This window comes from Agrobacterium rubi TR3 = NBRC 13261, assembly GCF_000739935.1.
Taxonomy (GTDB): domain Bacteria; phylum Pseudomonadota; class Alphaproteobacteria; order Rhizobiales; family Rhizobiaceae; genus Agrobacterium; species Agrobacterium rubi.
In genome coordinates, this window is the sequence record NZ_BBJU01000029.1 from 12,485 (window position 1) to 34,525 (window position 22,041).

General features: G+C 56.6%; 18 protein-coding genes. 10 read left to right on the top strand and 8 right to left on the bottom strand.

The window, feature by feature from the left end; genetic code table 11:
- Positions 1 to 2 precede the first annotated feature (2 nt).
- The 6 genes from RRU01S_RS21775 (at position 3) to RRU01S_RS21800 (ending at position 8,688) form a co-directional block, all read left to right on the top strand.
- Positions 3 to 722, top strand: a complete 720-nt coding sequence (locus RRU01S_RS21775) for a fimbrial biogenesis chaperone (RefSeq protein ID WP_045232421.1) — start codon at positions 3 to 5, stop codon at positions 720 to 722.
- Positions 694 to 3,141, top strand: coding sequence for a fimbria/pilus outer membrane usher protein (locus RRU01S_RS21780; protein ID WP_045232335.1), 2,448 nt, complete (start codon positions 694 to 696; stop codon positions 3,139 to 3,141). Before RRU01S_RS21775 ends, RRU01S_RS21780 begins: the two co-directional genes overlap by 29 nt.
- Positions 3,138 to 4,094: a Csu type fimbrial protein gene (locus RRU01S_RS21785; RefSeq protein ID WP_045232336.1), complete on the top strand. Its 957-nt coding sequence runs from the start codon at positions 3,138 to 3,140 to the stop codon at positions 4,092 to 4,094. The genes RRU01S_RS21780 and RRU01S_RS21785 overlap by 4 nt, the downstream gene beginning before the upstream one ends.
- Before the next feature lie 265 nt (positions 4,095 to 4,359).
- Positions 4,360 to 6,420, top strand: a complete 2,061-nt coding sequence (locus RRU01S_RS21790) for an exopolysaccharide transport family protein (RefSeq protein WP_165572260.1) — start codon at positions 4,360 to 4,362, stop codon at positions 6,418 to 6,420.
- Between the two features lie 9 nt (positions 6,421 to 6,429).
- On the top strand, positions 6,430 to 7,722 hold the full coding sequence (locus tag RRU01S_RS21795; protein ID WP_045232338.1) for a lipopolysaccharide biosynthesis protein: 1,293 nt from the start codon (positions 6,430 to 6,432) through the stop codon (positions 7,720 to 7,722).
- A 45-nt stretch (positions 7,723 to 7,767) separates the two neighbouring features.
- The gene (locus RRU01S_RS21800; RefSeq protein WP_045232339.1) at positions 7,768 to 8,688 is read left to right on the top strand and encodes an ATP-grasp fold amidoligase family protein; all 921 of its coding nucleotides are present in this window, start codon (positions 7,768 to 7,770) and stop codon (positions 8,686 to 8,688) included.
- On the opposite strand, the gene RRU01S_RS21805 is transcribed toward RRU01S_RS21800, so the two are convergent.
- Together RRU01S_RS21805 and RRU01S_RS21810 are read right to left on the bottom strand one after the other, a co-directional pair.
- Entirely contained in the window at positions 8,685 to 9,983 is a 1,299-nt protein-coding gene (locus RRU01S_RS21805) for an O-antigen polymerase (protein ID WP_045232340.1), read from the bottom strand. The genes RRU01S_RS21800 and RRU01S_RS21805 overlap by 4 nt on opposite strands.
- 123 nt (positions 9,984 to 10,106) lie before the next feature.
- Positions 10,107 to 11,342: a glycosyltransferase gene (locus RRU01S_RS21810; protein WP_045232341.1), complete on the bottom strand. Its 1,236-nt coding sequence runs from the start codon at positions 11,340 to 11,342 to the stop codon at positions 10,107 to 10,109.
- Between the two features lie 311 nt (positions 11,343 to 11,653).
- Between RRU01S_RS21810 and RRU01S_RS21815 the strand changes: the two genes are divergently transcribed.
- The 4 genes from RRU01S_RS21815 to RRU01S_RS21830 all read left to right on the top strand — a co-directional run bounded on the left by RRU01S_RS21815 (position 11,654) and on the right by RRU01S_RS21830 (position 17,126).
- Positions 11,654 to 12,760 (top strand): glycosyltransferase, encoded by a 1,107-nt coding sequence (locus RRU01S_RS21815; protein WP_045232422.1) that lies wholly within the window; start codon positions 11,654 to 11,656, stop codon positions 12,758 to 12,760.
- The gene (locus RRU01S_RS21820; RefSeq protein ID WP_045232342.1) at positions 12,757 to 13,830 is read left to right on the top strand and encodes a glycosyltransferase family 4 protein; all 1,074 of its coding nucleotides are present in this window, start codon (positions 12,757 to 12,759) and stop codon (positions 13,828 to 13,830) included. Before RRU01S_RS21815 ends, RRU01S_RS21820 begins: the two co-directional genes overlap by 4 nt.
- A gap of 90 nt (positions 13,831 to 13,920) precedes the next feature.
- Positions 13,921 to 15,183: a glycosyltransferase gene (locus RRU01S_RS21825; protein WP_165572261.1), complete on the top strand. Its 1,263-nt coding sequence runs from the start codon at positions 13,921 to 13,923 to the stop codon at positions 15,181 to 15,183.
- Positions 15,184 to 15,290: 107 nt separating this feature from the next.
- A complete protein-coding gene (locus tag RRU01S_RS21830; protein ID WP_045232344.1) occupies positions 15,291 to 17,126 on the top strand; it encodes an alpha/beta fold hydrolase in 1,836 nt (611 codons plus the stop codon).
- A gap of 94 nt (positions 17,127 to 17,220) precedes the next feature.
- Here RRU01S_RS21830 and RRU01S_RS21835 read toward each other — a convergent pair whose 3' ends face one another.
- From RRU01S_RS21835 to RRU01S_RS21860, 6 genes are all read right to left on the bottom strand, one after another.
- Positions 17,221 to 17,457 carry a hypothetical protein gene (locus tag RRU01S_RS21835; RefSeq protein WP_131367819.1) on the bottom strand — a complete coding sequence of 79 codons (237 nt, stop codon included), beginning with the start codon at positions 17,455 to 17,457 and terminating at the stop codon, positions 17,221 to 17,223.
- A 117-nt stretch (positions 17,458 to 17,574) separates the two neighbouring features.
- Entirely contained in the window at positions 17,575 to 18,264 is a 690-nt protein-coding gene (locus tag RRU01S_RS21840; protein WP_045232346.1) for a TfuA-like protein, read from the bottom strand.
- The gene (locus RRU01S_RS21845; protein ID WP_081880165.1) at positions 18,264 to 19,442 is read right to left on the bottom strand and encodes a YcaO-like family protein; all 1,179 of its coding nucleotides are present in this window, start codon (positions 19,440 to 19,442) and stop codon (positions 18,264 to 18,266) included. The genes RRU01S_RS21840 and RRU01S_RS21845 overlap by 1 nt, the downstream gene beginning before the upstream one ends.
- Before the next feature lie 2 nt (positions 19,443 to 19,444).
- Positions 19,445 to 19,669 carry a hypothetical protein gene (locus tag RRU01S_RS21850; RefSeq protein WP_045232348.1) on the bottom strand — a complete coding sequence of 75 codons (225 nt, stop codon included), beginning with the start codon at positions 19,667 to 19,669 and terminating at the stop codon, positions 19,445 to 19,447.
- 12 nt (positions 19,670 to 19,681) lie between these two features.
- Positions 19,682 to 20,857 (bottom strand): tetratricopeptide repeat protein, encoded by a 1,176-nt coding sequence (locus RRU01S_RS26560; protein WP_244446097.1) that lies wholly within the window; start codon positions 20,855 to 20,857, stop codon positions 19,682 to 19,684.
- 650 nt (positions 20,858 to 21,507) lie between these two features.
- A complete protein-coding gene (locus tag RRU01S_RS21860) occupies positions 21,508 to 21,945 on the bottom strand; it encodes a helix-turn-helix domain-containing protein (protein WP_045232424.1) in 438 nt (145 codons plus the stop codon).
- Between the last annotated feature and the right edge of the window lie 96 nt (positions 21,946 to 22,041).

The window sequence follows — 22,041 nt, forward strand, 5'->3', positions numbered from 1 at the left end:
AGATGCGTCTTTTCACCTTAGCGGCTGCGTTATTTGCCGGTTTGTATCTATCGCCGTCCCATGCGGCATCGCTGCGTGTGGCTCCCGTTGTGCTCGATCTCACGGCGCCGACCGCGTCTTCAAGCTTGCGGATATGGAACGACGCACAAAACCCGATCAATGTTCAGGTCAGAGTATTTCGCTGGACACAGCAAAACGGTGCGGATGTCTACACGCCGGTCAGCGATGTCGTTGCCAGCCCGCCGATGACGCAACTGAAGCCCGGTGCCGAAAATCTGGTTCGCATCGTCCGGCTTTCCAAAAAGGTGGTCAAGGCCGAGGAGAGCTACCGGGTCATCGTCGACGAGTTGCCATCACCCACAAACCGTCAGACTGGAATGGTCAATCTCGTCATACGCCATTCCATTCCGGTGTTCTTTTCCGCCCCCTCCATCACCGATGCCCAGCCCATCTGGTCTGTCACGCCTCAGGCGGATGGATACAGGGTTTCGGTCTCCAACAAAGGGGCAAAGAGATTGCGCATCGCCAATCTCAAACTATCGGTCGGAAGCGGTAAGGCAGTGGCTGAGCATAGCGGTCTGGTCGGTTATGTGCTGGGTGATTCCGTAGCGACCTGGGTCGTTCCGGCATCCGGTGGAAAGCAATCGGGCGGAACACTCAAGGTTTCAGCAGACAGCGAAGGCGGTACCGTCAATGCGACGGCACGCGTTATCGGCGGTTAACCTTGCTGTTTTGACGATTACAGGTCTGACGATCATGTCATCGAGCCATCATAGCGTAGCGCAGGACTTACCACCCGCGCTGCCAGCGACCCCGTCTGCCATGGAGCAGGCCGTGTTGCAGCTCGAGGTTTACATCAACGATGTCTCCACCGATCTGATCGCTACATTTCGTCAAAACAGCATGGGTTCGCTGCTGATTGAACCAAAGCAACTGAGAAATGTCGGCATCTCTCCGGTGGACAGTGAGCTCTCTGGGGATGGCTGGATCGACCTGTCAAAATTGCCAGGCGTCACCACACGCTATGATGAGGCTACACAATCGGTTCATTTCACGCTGCCGATGGAGGCGCGTGCCACCAGGGTGATCGATGTCGGGGGCAATGCCGAAACCAGTCAAGACGACGAAGAGAACGTAGACAAGCCGAGAGCCGACAAGGATATCGGAGGGATCGTCAATTATTCGATCTACGGGTCTTCAGGCGGACGCACCTTTTCAGATATTGTAGATTTCAGCGGCGCATCCGTCCTCCTGGAAAATCGCGTTTTTGGTTCATTGGGCGTGCTGTCGTCGTCTCAGGTCCTCAGCACATCGCAGATCGAGGAATTCGATTCCAAGCGGCTGGATAGTTATTGGACCTATTCCGATGAAGAGAATCTGACCACTTACCGTGCAGGCGACCTGATCACAGGCGGTCTGAGCTGGACACGTCCGACGCGGCTGGGTGGCGTGCAGATACGGCGCAATTTCGACTTGCGCTCCGATATTGTCACGATGCCTCTTCCGGCATTTGCGGGCTCGGCAGCCGTTCCCTCCACCGTCGATGTTTATATCGACAACGTCAAACGCGTTTCCAAGGACGTGCCGGAGGGGCCATTTTCCATCACAAACCTGCCTGTCGTCAGCGGTGCGGGCAGTGCGCGGCTGGTTGTGCGCGATGTGTTGGGTCGAGAAACGGTGACGGAAACCGACTTTTTCGCGTCCGGAAATCTTCTGGCACGGGGCCTGATCGATTTTTCCGCAGAGCTTGGTGTCGCGCGCCGCAATTACGGACTGGGATCGTTCGACTACGACGAAAGACCGCTGGGGTCTGCCACGTTCAGATACGGCTTTTCCGACACGCTGACGCTTGAAGGGCACGCGGAAGGCGGTCAAGATTTCTACAATGTCGGCATGGGTGGCGTGTTCTCGCTTGGCACGCAAGCATTGGCCAGTGTGTCCGGCGTGACCAGCCGTTTTGGAAGAGAGAGCGGCCACCAGATTGCGGCGAGCGTTGAGGCAGAAGTGTTCGATGTGCAGTTCATGGCCCGCTCGCAACGTGCGTTCGGCGAATATCACGATCTTGCGTCCGTGACGGCCAATGTCGAGGCGAATAGGATGATGGCGGCGTTTATGAGCACCCGGGCGCCCAAGGCGGTCGATCAGATATCGGCATCCACCAGTCTGGGTTTCGATGAGACGAGCCTGAATTTCACCTACACGCAATATGAAACCTTCGATGACAGGAGATCCAGACTGCTCGGCCTTTCAGCGTCACGTCCCTTCGGGCAGAATGGCAATGCCTATGCCACGGCTTTCAAAGACCTCGAAGACGACAATTCATACGGCATATTCGCCGGTGTTTCCTGGACCTTTGGCGGGGGTATCTCGTCGGCTGCAAGCATGTCGTCCGATGCGGACGGATACACATTCACCGCCGATGTTGCCAAGGCGGAGGAACAGTCGGAAGGCAGTTACGGTTGGCGCGTGCGCGGCTCACAGGGGGGTGGCGACAACCTATCGGCATCCGGTAGCTATCGCGGCAGCCTTGCCCGCGTCGCAGCCGGTGTCGATCACTTCGGCAACACAACGCAGGCTTCCGTGCAACTGGATGGCTCCATTGCTGTGGCCGGCGGGGACGTGTTTATCGGAAACCGGATCGAAGATGCTTTCGCGGTTGTTGATGCGGGGGCTCCCGGCGTCGACATTCTGCTGGAAAATCGACCCATGGGGCAGACCAATCGTCGGGGAAAGATACTCCTTCCCAACCTGCGGTCCCATAGCGCCAACAATATAACCCTCGATCCCAGCAATCTTCCGGTCGATGCCCGGATCGACCGGACGAAACAGACCGTGACCCCGTCCGACAAGGCGGCATCGGTCGTCAGTTTCAAAGTGAAGACAGAAGGACGTGTGGCGCTGGTGACGCTTAAAGATGAAGCTGGCGAGGTCATCGAAACGGGATCGACCGTCACCTTGGATGATGGCCGTGCGTTTGTGGTGGGATATGACGGACAGGCTTATCTGGACGATATCGCCGATAACAGCCGTCTGAGCGTCCAGCAGCCAACCAAACATCCCTGTTCCGCAGATCTCGCGATTGCTGCGACGGATGAAACGCGCGTGACCGTCGATCTCACATGCAGAGGTGTTCAACCATGAGGCTCATCGGCATTCTTGTAGCTTTCATCGGGTTTCTATCAGCTTCCCCGGCACTGGCGGTGAGTTGTAGTTTCAGCATGACCGACCTGAACTTCGGATGGGTCAATCTCACCGGCGGCGGCAGTGTCCAGACGACAGGAAACTTGCGGGTGACGTGCTCCAACCCCCTGGTTGGGAATAACCTTTCGGTTCGTATTTGCTCGAATATCAATGCGGGAAGCGGTGGGCAGGTGAGCGGCACCAGACAAATGAAATTCGGCAACGCCGCGCTCAACTTCGAACTTCATCAGGATGGTTTGAGAACATCGAAATGGGGATCGGTCATGCAGACAGGGCTTGGCTCACCGATGGCGATCGATATGCCGTTGCCGCTGGAGCCGTTGCTCGGCACAGTGACGGTGCCCATATATGGCAGGATTTCCAGCTCTCAAGGCTCTGCGGTGAAGGGACAATACAGCTCCAGCTTTGCGGGTGCGGAGACACGGTTCAATTATGCTGCCTTTTCCGGGTCCGCGCCCAATTGCGCCACGATGACGGAAAACCCCACATTCGTGCCATTCAATGTCGCTGCAACCGTCGAGCCCACATGCATCGTCTCTGCACAAACGCTCAATTTCGGCACTCACAACAATCTTCTGACAGCCGTCAATGCGACGGGGACGATCTCGCTGACCTGTACGTCAAACCTGCCCTATACCGTATCGCTCAACGGAGGGCTGAGCAACAGTCCCGCGGCATCGCGCAAGATGGTGAGGCCAAATGGATCCATCACCTATGGCTTGTACACGGATGCGGCCCGTACCATCCCCTGGGGAAGTGCAGCCGGACAAACCATAAGTGGTACCGGAAACGGCAGCGCGCGATTCTTGACGGTCTATGGGCGTGTGCCGGCGCAGACGACGCCGATGACTGGCCTCTACTCCGACACCGTTGTCGTGACCGTCAATTACTGAGCGATTATCTTTTGCTGGATCGTACAACAGTGGCTCCGATGGCAATATTATCGAAAAACGGTATATTAACGCCTCACCCCTAGACTGGGTGCTGTGTGGGACTGGCACAGTCATGTCCGGCATTCGCAGCACCGCAGAGGTATCCTCAAGGCAAACGTCTTGCTTTCGATCCGACTGTCTCTCGCGAACGTATAGAACATGGCGATGTCAGGACATCGCAGCGCGCAGTTTGCGCAAGACTATGGGATCGTGAACCGATATGGCGATGAGCGGCACCGCATCCGACGCGCGGCAATATAACGAACCTGCCAAGGGCCCGGCCAATCTGTTCAGGCTGGCAGCACTGTTATGGCGAAATGCGCTGTTCATCCTGCTGATCGGCATCATATGCGCAGCACTGGCTTTCGGCGTTTCGTTGCTGATCCCAAATTATTATGTCGCCACGTCGCAAATCCTGCTCGATCCCGAGGGATCGCGGGTTTTGGAAAGCGATCTGCCCGGCCAGCCGCGTGCGGTGGATTCGCACGTTCTCAACCAGCAATACATTATCACGTCGGCTCAGGTTCTCTCGCGCATCGTTGAAAGCGAGAAGCTTTACGACGATCCAAAGTTCGGGGCGGCGTCACCGGTTTATCCCGACAAGGACAGCCGCAGCAATCTGGCGCTCGATGCGCTGCGCAATGTGACCTCGGTTGCGGCCGTGGGCAAAAGCTTCATCGTCAACGTGTCTGTGAAGGCAGATAGCCCGCAGCGGGCAGCGGACCTGGCCAATCTCATTGCCAAGACCTATACGCAGGTCCGCATCGAAATGAACAGCGATGTTCTGCGCCGCACCGGTGGCGGTCTGGCGGCACAGCTGGACCAGTTGAGAAAAGCTGTTGAAGATGGCGACCGGGCCGTACAGGCCTATCGTGCCGAGCACAATCTGGCAGACATTCAGGGTCGCCCTGACATCGAGCAACGCATTGCCGACGCAAACACTGAGATATCGAGGCTGTCGGCAACGGTGGCGGAAAACGAGGCGCTGGTTGCCGAACTCAACCGTGCCAGAAACGACAGGCAGTATCTGCGCTCCATTCCAGACACGTCTTTGACGCCAGCGATCATTTCGCTGCGCGCGCGTTATCAGGAAAGCCGCGAAGAGGAATCGGTTCAGGCCACCTCGTTGGGTTCCCAGCATCCATCCTTGCAGGCCGCACGTGCGCGCACCCAATCGCTGTCCGCCATTCTCGATGAGCAATTGCGCAATTTCTCCACCGCAACGTCGAGCAATCTGGCGCGGCTGAAGAACCAGCTGGCGCTGTCCAAAGCCAATGCCGATATGCTGAAGACCAGCCTCAACAGCGACGAGCAGACCATGGTGCGTCTGCGCGAATTGCAGCGCAAGCTCGAAAGCGACCGGGCGGTTTATGAAGCCTTCCTGCTGCGAACCAAGCAGCTTTCCGAACAGCAGGGCACATCGAGCGAAAACCCGCAGATCATCTCCAGCGCCGAGCCGCCGTTGCGCAAGGCCGGACCGCCGCGCACATTGATGATGGCTGGCGGCGGAATTTTCGGTCTTATTCTGGCAGCGGGACTGTTGATCCTGCGCGACCAATTTCGTGGCATGGGTGATGAGCCTGAGCCGATTCCCCGTTCATCCGCCAAGCCGCTTCCGCTGGATGGCGGGGAGGGCAAAACAGCTGTTGCTTTGCTTCCGGCAGCGGACAGATCGGGCCGCGTCGGCGGCGTTATCCGCGACGCGGACACCAAGGCGCTGAAGGCTGCCCCCGACGAAGGCTTCGATGGTCTGGCCCGCTATGTGTCCTCCACCATCGCGCCTGCAAACAATCATGCCATTCTGGTGGTATCAACCGGTCCCAAAAACCGTGCGTCCTATAGTGCTTTCAATCTGGCCGCCGAGACCGCAAGGCTGGGGCGTCGCGTTTTGCTGGTCGATTGCGCGCTGCACGATCCACTCCTGACAGGCATGCTGTTGCCTGAAGACGTGGATAAAGAAGATGCGCCGCGTGACGACAACCATTTTCATGGCTTCGAAGGCATTCCATTTTTGCATTTTGCAACGGTCGAGCACAGCCAGGCGGCTGGCGATATAAAGGCGGCAAAAGATCAGAATGGCGAACCCTTCGATCTCATCGTCATCGATGGTGGCGTGGCGGCCAAATCGAGGATTAATCCAGCGCTTCGAAATAAGCTGGACGAAGTGTTCCTCATGCAGCATGAAGACGACACCGGCAGCGTCGTCATCGCTCTCGTCACCTTGGAAGAGAGCGGTCTGGAAGACACCAAAGTCTTGCGGATGACGCGGTCCGGCTTGCAATATTGAGGGCTTACTTTGGCTGAAGACAACAACCGTGCAGCCATTCGCATCCCATTTTTGCAGGGTCGATCCATTTCGGGTCTGAATGTCATCTTCAACATGGGCCTTCGCGGTTCGACGCTCGTTCTGCGCTTTGCGCTGTCGTTCTACATCGTCAAGTTCATCGGGCTTGAGGCGGCAGGAGTCTATGGTCTGGCGCTCGGCGTCGTCAACGCAGCGCCCGCGATTCTCGGTTGGGGCCTGAACTACTTCATTGCGCGGGATATCAGCGGCAAAACCACGGGTATTGCCGGTCTTTACATGAAAACGCGATTGCTGGTGACGGTGACGTCGCTTGCTGCAATGACGGCGGTCGCTTTGGTCGTCGCCTCTTTCATGGGGCATGACGTCAGTCCGCTTTATTTCCTGATCCTTCTCGTCGTTTGGCTGGAAACGATATCCTGCGACATCCACGTTCCCTTGATTGCCCAGGAAATGTCGAGCCAGGCGAATGTCCTGTTTTTCCTGAGAACATCCTCGTGGATTTTGCCCGTTATTGGCCTGGGCCTCGCGTTCGAGACATTCCGCACCATCGAGGCGATCATGGTTGCCTGGAGCCTCGGTTATATTCTGATGTTTGCCGGACTCGTCTTTTTCCTGCGCAACTGGCCGTTCAGACGCATTCTCAGCATGCCGATGCGTATGCGCTGGGTGAAGAAGCGGATGCGCAAGGCTTGGCTGATCTATATCAGCGATATGAGCAATGTCGGACTGGTCTATGCGGATCGCTATATCGTGTCGCTGCTGCTGACACTGTCGCTGACTGGCGTCTACACCTTCTACTGGTCGCTGGCCAACGCGTTGCAGACGCTGATTTCCACCGCCGTCCTGCAAGTGGCGATCCCGGCACTTTTCAAGGCGTATAATACCGGCTCCATGAAGGAATGGCGCCAGGTGATGCTCTGGCAATTCAGCAAGACGGCGGCGGTTGCCTTCGGGCTTGGCGTTGCCATCTTCATAGCGGGCAATATTCTCGTGCATCTCATGAACATGCCGGAACTGGGCCAGCATCAGGGCATTTTCGCGCTTCTGCTGTTGACGGCCGTGGTGCGATCTTGCACCGATCTGATGGGGCTGGGTTTGAACAGTCTTCGAAAGGATGGCCATTACGCCTTCGTCAATCTGTCGAGCGTTCTGCTGTCCATCGCCATGAGTTTTCTGCTCATCAGCACCTTTGGCTTTATTGGTGCTGGCTTGTCTGCATTCTTCACGGCGCTGGTGACGGCGTCGATTTCCAGCACGATGCTGTGGCGGGCTTCGCGGTCATGACACTGAGCGACCACCGTCTGCATCTCAAAAGAGGCGTGTGAAATCATGGGACCGGGTCAACCACAGCATTCGCTTGGACGGCGGCTTTTCAAAAAACTCTACCACACGGCCATTCACAGCCTGCCGATCAAGCGGGCGACGCAACTGCAATATTACCGCTATCACAAATTATGGGCCGATCTGGATCATCCCAAGACGCTGAACGAACATCTCGCGGCCCGCAAAATCGCCTGGACCGGACCGCAGTCCGATCCGCGCCTGATCATGCTCAGCGACAAGATTGCCGTAAAAGCGCATGTTGCGGCTGTTCTCGGCGAGACTTGGGTGACGCCGACGCTTTGGCGCGGCAAAAACCTCGATGACTGTCCGGCCCTGCCGTTTCCTTACGTCATCAAGGTCAATCACGGTTCGGATCGCAATATCTTCGTTTACGGACCGGACGACCTGATCGGGGCGAAAGAGACGTGCGATGCCTGGCTTGCCGGTCGCACCGCGTGGCGTCTGGCAGAAGAATGGTACAATCACATCGAGCCGGAAATTTTCATCGAACCCTTCATCGGTGACGATGGCGAAGCACCCGTCGATTATAAGCTGTTCTGCTTCGAGAACGATATTCCCTGCATTCAGATCGATACGGCGCGGTTTACCGATCACCGCCGCTGTTTTTACGATGAACATTGGAACAAGCTGGATTTTGGGCACTATTATCCGCTCGAAACGGGCGATCTTCCCCGCCCGCCGCATCTCGATGACATTCTGGCTGCGGCTCGTACCTTGGCGCAGGGATTCGAATTCGTTCGCATCGATTTCTACGACAAGCCGTCTGGCCCGCTTTTCGGCGAAATGACATTCAGCCCGACATCGGGCTTCGGGGCTTTCCGGCCACCATCGACGGATGCCTGGCTTGGCACGTTCTGGAAAGACAAGCCGCAAGGCACGTTCCGCACCGGCCCGGAAACACTCTAGGTTTTGGCGGCTTGCGCCTTGCTATCAAGAGCCGGCCTGTCGAAGAGGTAGGACAGAATGATCCCGCCCGTGAGCCACGCGGCGACGACGTAAACGTAATAAAATCCGGGCGTGAAAACGGCATTGAACAAAAATAGGAAGGCGATGTAGCCGCAGGCGACCTTGCGCAAGCCCAAACGGTTGGGCTGCAGATTGTCATGCACCCACATTTGCAGCTTGCCGAAATAGTAGCCGAACAGTGTGGCAATGACGACCACGCCGGGAATGCCGAAGTTCAAATAGGCCTCACCGAACAGGGTTGGGCGCAGACCTGCATGGAATTGCGGGTCAAGACCCGCAAGCGTGGCGGTGACCACACCCATGCGAAAATCACCGCGAAAGTCGCTGATAAAGGATGGAATGAGCGCCATGTAGCCGGCGAGATAGGTCATGCCGTGATAGAACCGGCCGTTGAAACCGCTCAAGATCCAGGCATAATCCCGGAAATCCGAAAAATTGTTGCCGTAGAATATCTGGAAGGTCACGACCTGCAACACATCCACGCCACTGTCGCCATCCGCTGTGGAGCGCAAAATGCCGATGGCAATCGCAATCGTCACGAAGCCGAAGATGGATAGCGTGAAGGCTGCGAGATTTCGATAGCGATAGGTCATGATGAGGCAGACGACGAACATGAACAGCACTTCGATGCTGGCGCCGCGCGTGCCGATCATCAGGCCAAGTGCGCTGCACATGAACCCGGCAAACACGAAAAAGCGGCTATAGCCGAAGCCATAAACGAGCAGACTGAGCGTGATCGTCGGCAAGATGACCGAATAAAGGTTGATGGCAGGGCGCAGGGATGTGTTTTCGAAGGAAAACTGTCTGCCTTGGAACGGCCTGACGCCGAGGGCGACCAGCCCCAGCGTCGCCACGATGATTACCCCTAAGGATATCCAGACGCCCGGTTTCGTCTGCCAGAATGCGTACCCCTTCTCGACGAAGGTAAAGACGGCGCTTTTGCCAGAGCTGAAGGTTGCCAAACCCATGCCGACGATGACGAAGACCACGCCTAAAACGGAGAGATAAAATGCTTCGTTGATATAGTCGCGGATGAGGTAGATCGAATCTCCAACCGCTTCCATGTTCTGATCCGACGCGGCAAAGGGCGACATGACCAAGATGGGCAGGACGTTGTAGCGTATCCAGAAATAGGACGAGAAGGTCAGTACGCCCCATTTGTAAAACGAGCTGACGTAATAAAGAAGGAAAACCAACCAGCCGATGATGAGTATGAGCCAAGCCAGATGGGACATGTCGAACCTTATTGCCCAAGCACTGTGCATGAAGCGGCAAAGAAAAACCGTTTCATTGACCGTCGCAGAAGCGGGTTAAGAAGGTGTTAGCCATGTTGGCGCGTCAGCACGTCAACGTGAAACTTACCGCTGAGCCGCCGACAACAATATCTGCTCGAGCCGCTCATAATAGCCGGTATCTTCGGCCATGCCTTTGAAATTGAGGAAGCCGGGGAAAAACTCGTTGCGTTTCTCCCACCATTTTTTCTGGCCGGTGGACAGCGCCTTGTCCAGCAGCTTGGAAAGCGCATCTGGCTGTGCGGGATTATAGGACCAGCCCGTCTGCTGTTTGTCCACGATCTCAGGGGTGCCCCCGCGAGCCGTTGCGATGACGGGCACACCATAAATCGGGGCTTCCACGAGAATGCGGCTTTGCGGTTCATGCCAGAGCGACGGCACGATGATGGCATCGGCCACGCGGTAGATATCCTCTGGCCTGACGAAACCCTTGAATTCGACGGGCGCATCTTTCGACATGGTTTTCAACTTCGCCAAAAACTCCTCGCGGCCACGGCCTGCGAGAATGAGCTTAGCATGTGAGCGTTGCGGCAGCGACAGGAAGGCGCGTACGAGATCCTCGACACCCTTTTCCTTGGTGATTGCGCCCAGATAACCAAAGGTGAAGACCGGGCTTGAGGCTTCGTGCCTGCCGATGAGCGACGTCTCGAAGCTGTTTTCGGTGGCGTTGGTGTTGTGCATCACATGCCACTTCGCATCCTCAAACACACCGTTGCTGATAAACCTCTGGCGCAGGGCATCGCTGACGGCGATGATGCTCATATCGCTGCTTGCCAGCTTGCGCATCCGCCGGTTCAGCACGGAACAGTCGAGGCATGGGCGTTCGCAATTGTCGCCGCCGCGAAACATGCTGGTTTTGGGACAGAGCAGTCCGTAATCTCTCAGGTGCAGGCAAACCGGAATGTCGGCATCGCGTGCTGCCAGAAACAAGGCGGGCTGCATGAAGGCGGAATTCTGCGCATAGATGAGATCGAATTTTTCTCGGATAAAAAAGTCGGTCAGCCCCTTAGGACATATAGCGCCCAATGCGGTGCGCAGATGCCAGCGTGCCCGTCGCAGAAATCCAGCCGTGGATTTGCGAGGCAACGGCAGATAGCTGTTCATCCACGGAAGGCGGATGACCCTGATGCCGCCGGGCAGGCGTGTTTCCCCAGGCGGCGCAATCGCGTCTCCCTCTTGACCGAGAGCGAGCACGGTGACGTCATGGCGCTTCCCCAGCTCCATCGCTCCCAGGCGCGCAGATATTTCCGCGCCGCCTTCCTCCTGTGGGGCGAACGTTTGCGATACGATGCAGATTTTCAAATCCGCTTCCCTCTAGACATCAAAATGCTGTGCTGTTCCCTGGGTTGTACTTATGCCGTGACAACTCTTTAAATATATTGAATCTTAATGTGGCAGCATGCACGGTCAATCATGAGATGATGAAAAATAAATCTGCGACCATGAATGGCCGTCTTCCTTGTTTTGACTTGCGACTACAGAAATAAGCGCAAAAGACATCTGGATTGGCGGAAATTTCGTTATACATTCCAACTTGATTAAGGAATATGCGCTTTAAGTGCATCTGCAAGGGCAGGTCGCCGTTCGATCCGATGCCGCAGGTGAGGTGGATCATGAGGATTCTGCACGTATTCGAGACGCTTCCCGGCGGACCTGCGACCTATGCCAATGAGACCATTCCTACACAGATCAACGATTTGGGTGCTGAAAACGTCAGGATCATCGTGCCCGATGCGCATGTGAATTTTCTGAAACATACACCGCGCTCGTGTGTTGCCACCTTCAAGAGACGACGCAGATTAACCGCACTTCCGGCGCTGGCGCGCACCGTCTTACATGAGGCGAAGGCGTTTAAGCCCGATATCATCCATGCTCACTCGACCTTTGCGGGTCTGGTCGTACGGGCCATCGGTGCATTGCCCGGTACATTCCCGCCGATCGTCTATTGCCCGCATGGCTGGGTTTTCGACATGGAATCACTGGGAATGCTGCGTCGACCGGCATCCTGGGGTGAGCGACTTCTCTCGCCACTTTGCCATACCATCATTGCCATATCCGATCACGAGTATCGGCAGGGCATCAACGCGGGCATTCCAGCAGACCATATGGTCGTGATCGAAAACGGCATATCCACGCAAATGCCGGTGGCGAATGCCGCCACATGGGACGATCCGCGCACCAAAGTGCTGTTCGTCGGCCGCCTCGATCGGCAAAAAGGCGTCGACATTCTGTTGCAAGCGGCAGCGGAGCTGAAAGACAAGGCCGTTTTCCGGGTGATTGGCGCGCATGTCACGACCAGAAATACGCTGACGGACGTGATACCATCCAATGTCGAATTGCTGGGATGGAAATCGTCAGAAGACATTGCCGGGCATCTGGCCGTTTGCGACGTGGTGGCGATGCCGTCTCGATGGGAAGGTTTCGGGCTTGTGGCCCTGGAAGCAATGCGCGCCCACAAACCCGTCATCGCATCGCAGGTGGGTGGGCTGCAATCTGTCGTGCTTGAAGGCCAGACCGGGCTTTTGTTTCCGCCAGGTGACCCCCACGCCCTAGCCACCGCCATCGCATCGCGTGGCGCTGACGACTGGGCACGGATGGGAACTGCCGGTTACGCACGCTTCGTCGAACGCTATAGAAGTGAGCGTACTAACAGCACCCTCATGCAGCTTTACCGCACCATCGTGAATGAAGCGCCGGTAGAAAGTCGCAAAATCGCATGACGCATTTCATCAATGGTCGGTTTCTCACCCAAAAGACCAGTGGCGTCCAGCGCTTCGCACGCGAGATCGTCAAGGCGCTGGACCGCCATCTGACATCGACCCGAGCCGGGCACGAGTGGGTGTTGCTGGCTCCTGAAGCTGCAGCGTTGGATATGGAGCTGTCTTCCATCCGACAGGTGAAAACCGGATCGCTGTCCGGCCACCTGTGGGAGCAGACGCAGCTCTTTGCGGCGTCGCGCCATGGGCGCTTGATCAACCTGTGCAACAGCGGGCCCGTGTTGCACGGCAAAAGCCTGACCGTTATTCACGACGCCATGATTTTTCGCACCCCGGAAAATTTTTCGCGCGCCTATCGCGCTGTGCACGGCACTCTGGGACGGGTTCTTGCGCGTCGTGGACGCATTGCAACGGTGTCCGAATTTTCCCGGCGCGAGCTGGGTGAGACAATTGGCGCCAGGAACGTCGCTGTCATTCCCAACAGCTGTGAACATATGACGGCTATTTCCACCGATGAAACGGTGATCGATCGGCTCGGTCTGACACCGGGACAGTATGTGCTGTTTGTCGGCTCTCCGACACCCAACAAGAACCTCAAGCGCGCCATAGAGGCGATGGCGCTCCTGGGCGAGGCTGCACCACGCTTCGTCATCGTCGGTGCTGCGGCGTCCGCCGTTTTCCAAAACCGTGAGCAAGGCTCGGCGCCGGTAACGAGTGACAAGGTCATCTTTACCGGCAGACTTTCCGATGAAGAGATCGTCGCACTTTATACCCACGCATCCGCATTGCTCTTCCCTAGCGTTTACGAAGGTTTTGGCATTCCGCCTCTCGAAGCGATGCTTCTCGGCTGCCCGGTTCTGTCGTCGAATATCGAGCCGGCGCGCGAAGTTTGCAGTGACGCAGCGCTATATTTCCATCCTGAGAACGCACAGGAGATGGCGCAATCCGTCGCTCACCTGCTTGCAAAGCCCGAACTGCGGCAGGACATGATTGCCAAGGGCCACGCACGCGCCAAGGCGTTTTCGTGGGATCACAGCGCGCAGCGTCTGCTCGACGCTGTCTCAGGACTTTGATGTTATGTTCACATCTCATGATATAACGTGCCAAAAGCAGCTTTCCGGCTTTGCCGGATGTGCCTGCATGGTGGAGACATTGCGAAGCTGATGAAGATTTGTATCGTCGCCCAGACATTCGCGCCCCAGGAAGAGGGCGGGGCAGAGATCGTGGCGCGCATCTGCGCGGCAGAACTTTCGCGCCATCATGAGGTCATCATCCTGTCTTTGGGGCTCGAAGGTGACGAGGTCGCGCCTCCAGGTGAAACGCTGAACGAGGATGGCATCCGGTTGGTGCGCGTCAACTGGCACAACAGTTACCTTCCTGGCCCCCGGAAACCATCGGTCAGCAAATTTACGAAGCTGGCCTGGCATATTCGCAGCGCCTTGGGTGCGACGTCGGCTAAAGACGTGAAAGACCTTCTGGTGCGTGAGCAGATCGATCTGGTCTACGCCCACAATTCCGCACGGATGCAGCCGGCTCTCTTCGAGGCGACAAGCGCGCTTGGAATCCCGCTGTGTTTGCACCTGCACGACTATGCGCTGCTGTGCCCCAAATCGAGTATGTTCCGCGGTTCCGGCAACTGCGAACGGCCGTGCCTTGAGTGCCGTGTGCTGACCGCGCGGATCAAATCCAGCGATGGCGACGGTGTGACGGCAATTTCTGTGAGCGATGCCCTGCGTCAGCGCTTCTTGCAAAACGGCGTTCTGCCGAAAGCGGACTGGCACGTGTTGCTCAACGCCAACCGAAGCCAGGCGTTGCTCGATGCCCGATTGATGGGCCGAAAGAGCGGCACCAGCGAACATTTTACCTTCGGATATCTGGGTGCACTGGCGGAAGAAAAGGGCATCGAGGACTTGATCCGCGCCTTCGTCAAACTACCGCACTCGCAAGACGCCACACTTCTGATCGGCGGACGTGGGCGGGAGGACTATGTGCAGCACCTTAAGTCTTTAGCCGGCACAGCATCGATACAGTTCCTTGGCTTCGTGGAGCCAGAAGAGATTTATCGGGTAGCAGATGTGATCGTTGTGCCGTCGCGCTGGCATGAACCTCAAAGTCTGATCCTGATGGAAGCGGCAACTTATGGCATACCGGTCATTGGTTCGGAACGGGGCGGAACACCGGAGATATTGAGAGACCTCGGCACCGGTTGGTGTTACGATCCTGACAAGGACGAGAGCCTCATTGCGGCGATGGATCGAGCTTTGAGCATTGGACATGCGCGATGGTGGCAGGAGCGCGATACCTATTTTCCAGGCATTGCCGAATTTAAAGGCACATCCGAATCGTCTGGCTACTATCAGAGGCTCAACGATATCCTGGTCGCCGCTGCCTCTATATCGAAAAATGCTAAAAAGACTATTGCCTAGACGCGATCCTGGACTTTTAATGGGCTACAGAGACTTTAAAATCTTTGTTTAGGACCGTGAGGCATTCTGGAGCGACTTTGGGGAGACCGGCAACAGGAGCTTGATCGATGAATGCGGGTTTTGATCTGCACGGTGTGGGGAGAACACGGGTGCAAATCGCTGCGGATTATCCAGTGACGTTTTCCGATACGGTCGGTCTGTTCAGGCCGGCCGATGCGTTGGCGTTGCTGAAGACATCTCGGCCCGGCGGGTTGCAGGAACCAACCGACACAGCTGTTCTCTTCGTCGGCTCCTGGGGCTTCGAAGAGCTCTGCGCGCGCAAATTCTGGCAACGCCTTGCCGTCGAATTGTCGAGGCGCGGCATGGCCAGCGTGCGGTTCGATTATCCCGGAACCGGCGACGCCCTCGATCATCAGGACTATGCCACGGGCCTCGATGTCTGGCTTGATACCATCCGCGCTGCGGTAGAAAAACTGAAAGAACTGTCTGGCGCACAGCGTGTCGTGCTGATCGGGCATGGTATCGGCGGGGCGCTGGCGTGGCGGGCCTCGGAGAACATGGATTGTGTCGCCGGTCTTGCCTTGGCGGCCCCGGCTCTTTCCGGTCGCCACTGGCTGCGGGAATTCGTGGCGTTGAGCCGGATTGCCAATGAAGGGGCCATTCAGACAAACCCTCCAGCATCCGGCCCCGCCATGGGTGAGCAGATTATCCCGCAACAGGTGGCGGTCGGGCTGCGGTCGGTCAACATCGCGTCTGCCACGAAGGCACCCGCGCCCCATATTCTGCTGCTCAAGCAGGAAAACCGGCATGCTGATGTCGAGTTTGCCGAACACATCAAGACACTCGGCGTCGAGGTCCGCTCCACGGATTTCGAAGGATATGACCGCTTCATCCGCGACGTGTTGTTTTCCGTGCCACCCGTGGCAGCGATCGAGACATTGGCCGAATGGGCAAAAGACGTCGCCGATCGCGGGATCGTTAATGGCGCGCGAATTGGCGACGTGCCAGTTCCAACACCCGGTGTCCTTATGGGGAGGGGCTTTACGGAAACGCCTGTTCGGTTTGGTGAGGGCGACCGCCTCTATGGTGTTCTGGCCGAGCCTATGGGGCCTCGCAAGGGTGCGACGGTTCTGGTTCTTCCCACGGGTTACGAACGGGCGTCTGGTTGGGGCCGCATCAGCGCGCAACTGTGTCGGGAACTGGCAAGGGCTGGCATTGCCAGTCTGCGATTCGACATGGCCAATATTGCCGATAGCCCACCCGTTCCGACCCGCCCTGAGCAGATCATTTATGGCGACGGGCAATTGAAAGACGTAGAAGAAGCCACCGATTTTCTGGAGCAACGACAGCTGTTTCCTGTCGTCGTTACTGGCAGATGCAGCGGTGGCTGGGCGGCGTTCAAAAGCGGCGTTCGTGATCCACGCTTCAGCGGCGTGGTTGCCGTCAACGTCTTCGATTTCTACATTCCGCCCGATGCCGACGTGGAGGCGCTGTTGATCTCGTCCCGACAGCCCTTGGCCAGCTATGGTGCAAAACTGATCAGCGGTGGTTTCTGGCGCCGGGTATTGAGCGGAAAAGTGCGCATCCGCAACGGTATCGTCAATCTCTGGGCCATGATCATCAGCAAAGCGATTTCGTTCGCAACGCCGCTCATGGTGCGTTTTCCGTTTCTGTCACCGCGCTTTCACGCTCTCTCCAGGGATTTCAAGGCCATTGCCGCCCATGATACGCAGATGACCGTCGTTTTCACCGAAGGCGATATCGGCGCGGCCATGCTGGAAACCAACTTTGGTCCGCGGGGGCGTATGCTAAGCTGCCGCTACGGAAATCCCCGCATCGTGTTCATCGCCGATGCCGACCATAACCTCACCACCGCAGAAGCGCGTCATGCCTGGGCACAGGAAGTCGAAGCAATCGCATTCCGTTTTCCACCCTCTGCGTGAAGGGCGTCAGCGTCTTCGAGGATCAACATAGAACACGGGGCGAGCGCCCCACATGGACGTTGCCCCGTGAAAACGACGTTCTGGCTAGTTGAATTCAGCAGTGGCCGGCGCGGACCGATGAGAGGTTGATGATATCGGCATGGGTCAGCTCGATGTCCATCTCGCTTTGCAAGGCGGATTGGAGAGCCTGTTTCGCGACGTCGATATACCAGCTGGCAGAGGGTGCCCCCAATGTTTCGGCAACGCCTTCGGCATAAGTCAGCATGTTGATGAGGGTCAGGAATTCTTCCTGGCGTTCGTTGATCTGGGCATCGGTTTTTATGGATGTCATCATAAACTCATCGTGGTCAATTGCGATGCACCCTTATAAAGGGCTGCAACTTATTTTGCGCGTTGCAAAACCGTTGCACACGCAGAGCTTGATTTTCACCACAACAATTTCATCCTATTATAGGTACATTTTTCGGAATAACGGCGTTGCGTTGAACTGCCAATCGGCCGCTTCTGTCGGAAACGCCGTTTGCTGCATCGCCTCAAGCAGCTTCATAGCGTCGAGCTTTTTCTGATCCACCCAACAATGAGCGAGAATGGGCTTGAGCGTTTCGACACCAATGCCGGACAGGGTGGCGATGCTCTTCCAGCTTCTGCGTTTGAAAAACAGCGCTTGTGCTGCATCGTCCAGTGCCTGACACGAGGCTGCGCTCAGTGTGCCGAGTTCGGATATTCTGGCGATGGTCGCCTGGACGTTGACCAGCGGGATGGTTGAGGGTGGATATCCAAGTTCAGCCGGACCATAGGTCAGCGCGACATCGGCATCATCCACTCGCCTGCCGGATACATAGTCCTCGAAGATGGTGCCGATGCCGATCATGCCGAAATCTGCACATTCGGCTGCCCGCAACGCGCCCATGCTTGCGGCACCCAGCACCGTGATGTTTTTCGACAGGGCAAACAGCAACTCTTTGTGCCAGACAGGTGCCACCATTTCGAACTGCCCGTCGATCAAGCCTATTGCGGTCGCACCATCTGCAACCGCGCGCATGACGTCCCCCTGACAAGCGGGCGGACGGATATCGATGTCTGAGGCCGCAAACTGGCGCGCATTCGGCAAACTCGGGCCGACGAAGACAACCTTCATCACAAGGCCCTGGAGAGCGCGCGACTACCAAACCGCCGGTGCCGGTCTCCATCGGGGTTTTCAAGCTGCGGCGCGATGACCTTGACGACGGCCACAGGCAACCATTCCGGTGCGAGATCGACGGCGTAAAGCTTTTGAATGCCGCAGCCTGCAAGTTCGTCCAGAACCAGGGAAAGAGATTGCTCTGTCGATGATGCGCCGAGAAAAGGAAGGTCGTTCAAACGCTTGGCAGCTGGAGCGTCGAGGGCTGCGATTGTCGAAGGGTGGGTCGTGTCAGAAAATATCTCCGGCAGCAGGTCGTCTCGGGCACCGGCAATGAAGGTCATGCGGGACTGGACAGATTCGGTTATGGCTCTCATCGCCGCGATGGCCGGTGAGGTCGAGGCCCCGGCGCCAAGCGTGATGTCGACATGGCGAATCGAACGACCATTTTTGCGATTTTTAGGCCCGAGTAATGCGACAATGCAGGGTATTCCCAAATCTGTCGTGATGTCGAACAGGGCAATCTCCAGACCGGCACGCTCTATTTTGGCCAAGGTGTCACGCAGCTGTGGTTCGACGATCACTTTCGTGTCGATTGCGGATTTGTATCGCTTGGTCACGGGCGTGATCTGCCACAACGTCAATGCATCCCGCTCCACACGCTCCAGCAGGCCGTGCAAAATCGCCTCATCGCGCGTGTTGCCCGAAGCGAGCCCGTCGGATGACTGCCAATAACGTGGGGATATGACGGTTCGGTCAAGGTGAATAGCGTCGAATGGCAGCCATATCTGGGAGCCTGTCAGCATATGCTGAGCTCGCGCCCAGGTGATCTCTTCGCTTGGGCTTACCGAGTTGGCTTGCGGCGAGAGCAGGCTGTCCAAGGTATCATATGTGTAGCCTGATACTTCAAGCGTCTCCCGGCTTGTCATACGTAACTGACAAGAGGGATTGGTAGCGACCGATCGCTCGATTGCTTCCATCGCCGCAGATGTTTTGGCCGCCGCGTCATCCATGCCCTTGCCTTGGGCGATGACAATTGCTTTGGCGTTCGGAGCAAACGCGCACCATACCGGAATACCGATGTCATCGAGACCTGTCTGCCGAGCCAGTCTGGTGATGCCGAGGCGACGAAGAAAAGGCGAAACCCTTGTCAAGGTTTCGCCTGGAGGACATGCGCGATGATTATCGAGCTGCAAGATCAGCAGTCACCTTCGTGAATACCGCCTGCTCCCAAGGTTTCTGCGGACGCGGCGATAGCAAAGTCGATCCCTTTGGTGATTGTCACGCAAGAGGCGCGCAGGGATGCGGCTTTGGCCAGTTCCCCTGTGAGGGGATCTTTAATCGCTGTGATCGTTCCTGATTGCAGATCGGCCAGCCAGAGACCCTCTTCGCCCTCAAGTCCCAGAATAACTGCTTTTGTCATGGTATTCCCTGCCTAAAATCCAGCCCTCTTGAGGCCTTCACGATATAGTTCAGTCTGCCACTGTTCCTTGTGGGGAATAACAGCCAACCAACGTTCCAAATCAAAGCTTGGATTGTCTTCAAAAACTTTTGCACGATGGGCGCGAGCCTTGTCAATTGCCCCGAGCATTCCGCAGCAGGCCGCAGCTAGTCTGGACGCAGCGCGTTTGTTGTCCATCTGATCGATGTAATTCAGGGCTTGATCATATTCCTGTAAAAAGTAGCTTGCACCTGCTGCTGTCCAGAAATAGATATCCGGCGAAATCGGGTTGAGCGAAATGGCGTGTTTGATTTTCACCATCGCACTGACCGGATCACTTGCATGGATCAAACTGTCGGCGTGACTTGCCAGAACATCGGCATATTGGGGGCTGAGATGTTCAGCTTGAGACAGTGCGGCCAGACTATCATCGATCCTGCCCATAAAAAGGCGGCTGACGCCCAGCTCTTTGAAGCCGCTAGCAAATCCATCATTTTCCTTGATGGCACAATCGGCAAAATACTGAGCTTTTGTCAGAAGTTCTTCGTCACACCGTGCAGTCAATATCCACTCTGTGGTCAAGGTGCGTGACATTGCTGCAAGCGCCTCGGGTAGATCATTTCCGTGCTCCAGCGCCTCTTTGAAATATTTCCGTGCGCGCCGTATCGACGGCAGGCTGACGCTCGACAGGGTTTGCAAGCCCTTGAGATAGAGGAAATAAGCCTCTGGCCTACGGGTGAAATCACGGACTGCGCCCTGGTGCAAACCGATTCTGAACATCAGCTCCCGTTGAATGGCTGTTGCCATCGTCTCGCGGTGCGAGGCGATGGCAACAGGGGATAGCTCGAAGCGGTCGGCCCAGATGATTTCTTCCGTTGGCGTGAAAATCAGCTGAACGAACAGATGTGTGTCGTTTCGTCTGCTGTCGAGCGCATAGACAACATTGTGCTTTTCAAGTGCTGCCGCCTTGTCTTTTGATGCCTGTATACGCTCTGATGTATAGGGTGCGACAACCGAGACAGTGCGGCTGCTGCAAAGCCCGATCGTCAAATCCTCGATCAAGGCGTTCAAGATCGAACCTTCGCGGTTGGCTTCTTGTGAGGTTGATGGCGGCAGAAGTGCGATACGCGGCTGTGGCGTCTGCGTCTCTCCAACGGGCTCGCCGGACATGATATGTGCAGGAAGGATCCGCGCGATGGGCGTGGCTGGCAAAATCGCGCTTCTGCCACCCGTCAGACCTGAAGCCAGATGCCGGCGAATGTCGTGATCGTCAGGGTCGGCCTCTAGCAGGAGGACGGCTGTCCGTCTCAGTTCAGTTTTGATGTCGGGGCTTTGTGTCTCAGAGCCTATTATTTCAAGGAATTGCGCACGCAGCGTGCCAAGAAGCCTTCTACGGACATCTCTCACCCATGTGTCGAGCGCCGTTTTGCCATCTCCCAGAGACGGTAAAAACCGCATCGCAATCGCAGAACAGGCGGCTTGGAGACGTTCAACCGGCGTCGCGATCTGTGTGAAATCAAGATCGCAGGACAGCATCTGGAGATTGATAGAAAGACTGTTGCCGTCAATCGTTATCGGCGGGGAGGGTGCATTCTGGGTCGCAAGTGAAAAGCGACGCAGCATCGAACGCAAATTCGTCGATGCTGCGTGACCATGACCGGGCCATAACAGATTGGCGGCATCTCGCCGCGCAACCGGTTTGCCGATGTCGTAGAGATAAGCACATAGGAACAAGGATTGGGTTGGAACGCTGATGACGTTACCAGCCTCATCTTCCAGATTGCATCTGCCGAGTGTCGCTAATCTGAAGGCCATCTTGCTCAGTGTGTGGTGGATGCAGAGGTCTCTGTGCTGCTCTTTTGCGTGTCCGCGCCGCTGCTGTTGCCCAGTGACTGGACGAGTTCCAGGACGCGGCGGCGAACACGGCTGTCTTCGATCGTGCAAAATGCCCTTGCCAGCGATATGCCTTCCTTCGAGTTCATGAACTGCGACAAGAGGCTGGGTTCGGCTAGCGGTTTGTCGTCGGCGGAACCGGGGCTTCCCTCGAAGAAATAGGAGATGTGTACATCCAGCAATTCCGAGATGTGCTGCAGGCGGCTGGCGCCGACCCTGTTTGTGCCCTTCTCGTATTTCTGAACTTGCTGGAACGTGATCCCAAGCCCATCACCCAGTTTTTCCTGGCTTAAGCCGAGCATGACACGGCGCATGCGAATACGTGAACCCACGTGGATATCGATATCGTTGGGCGATTTTTTCATGGTGATGCGAAACTCCAAACCCTGAGGCTATTTGCATGATTGCTGAAACTTGAGGTGATCGCAACGGGTCGGCAAAATAAGTCCCATGCGCGGTAT

What these genes read in the sequence shown, in the direction of transcription:
- RRU01S_RS21850 (WP_045232348.1), bottom strand. Translation starts at nt 19,669, where the DNA reads ATGACAAAAGCAGTTATTCTGGGACTTGAGGGCGAAGAGGGTCTCTGG.
- RRU01S_RS21800 (WP_045232339.1), top strand. Translation starts at nt 7,768, where the DNA reads ATGGGACCGGGTCAACCACAGCATTCGCTTGGACGGCGGCTTTTCAAA.
- RRU01S_RS21840 (WP_045232346.1), bottom strand. Translation starts at nt 18,264, where the DNA reads ATGAAGGTTGTCTTCGTCGGCCCGAGTTTGCCGAATGCGCGCCAGTTT.
- RRU01S_RS21790 (WP_165572260.1), top strand. Translation starts at nt 4,360, where the DNA reads ATGAGCGGCACCGCATCCGACGCGCGGCAATATAACGAACCTGCCAAG.
- RRU01S_RS21830 (WP_045232344.1), top strand. Translation starts at nt 15,291, where the DNA reads ATGAATGCGGGTTTTGATCTGCACGGTGTGGGGAGAACACGGGTGCAA.
- RRU01S_RS21835 (WP_131367819.1), bottom strand. Translation starts at nt 17,457, where the DNA reads ATGACATCCATAAAAACCGATGCCCAGATCAACGAACGCCAGGAAGAA.
- RRU01S_RS21775 (WP_045232421.1), top strand. Translation starts at nt 3, where the DNA reads ATGCGTCTTTTCACCTTAGCGGCTGCGTTATTTGCCGGTTTGTATCTA.
- RRU01S_RS21805 (WP_045232340.1), bottom strand. Translation starts at nt 9,983, where the DNA reads ATGTCCCATCTGGCTTGGCTCATACTCATCATCGGCTGGTTGGTTTTC.
- RRU01S_RS21860 (WP_045232424.1), bottom strand. Translation starts at nt 21,945, where the DNA reads ATGAAAAAATCGCCCAACGATATCGATATCCACGTGGGTTCACGTATT.
- RRU01S_RS21825 (WP_165572261.1), top strand. Translation starts at nt 13,921, where the DNA reads ATGAAGATTTGTATCGTCGCCCAGACATTCGCGCCCCAGGAAGAGGGC.
- RRU01S_RS26560 (WP_244446097.1), bottom strand. Translation starts at nt 20,857, where the DNA reads ATGTCCGGCGAGCCCGTTGGAGAGACGCAGACGCCACAGCCGCGTATC.
- RRU01S_RS21780 (WP_045232335.1), top strand. Translation starts at nt 694, where the DNA reads ATGCGACGGCACGCGTTATCGGCGGTTAACCTTGCTGTTTTGACGATT.
- RRU01S_RS21815 (WP_045232422.1), top strand. Translation starts at nt 11,654, where the DNA reads ATGAGGATTCTGCACGTATTCGAGACGCTTCCCGGCGGACCTGCGACC.
- RRU01S_RS21820 (WP_045232342.1), top strand. Translation starts at nt 12,757, where the DNA reads ATGACGCATTTCATCAATGGTCGGTTTCTCACCCAAAAGACCAGTGGC.
- RRU01S_RS21785 (WP_045232336.1), top strand. Translation starts at nt 3,138, where the DNA reads ATGAGGCTCATCGGCATTCTTGTAGCTTTCATCGGGTTTCTATCAGCT.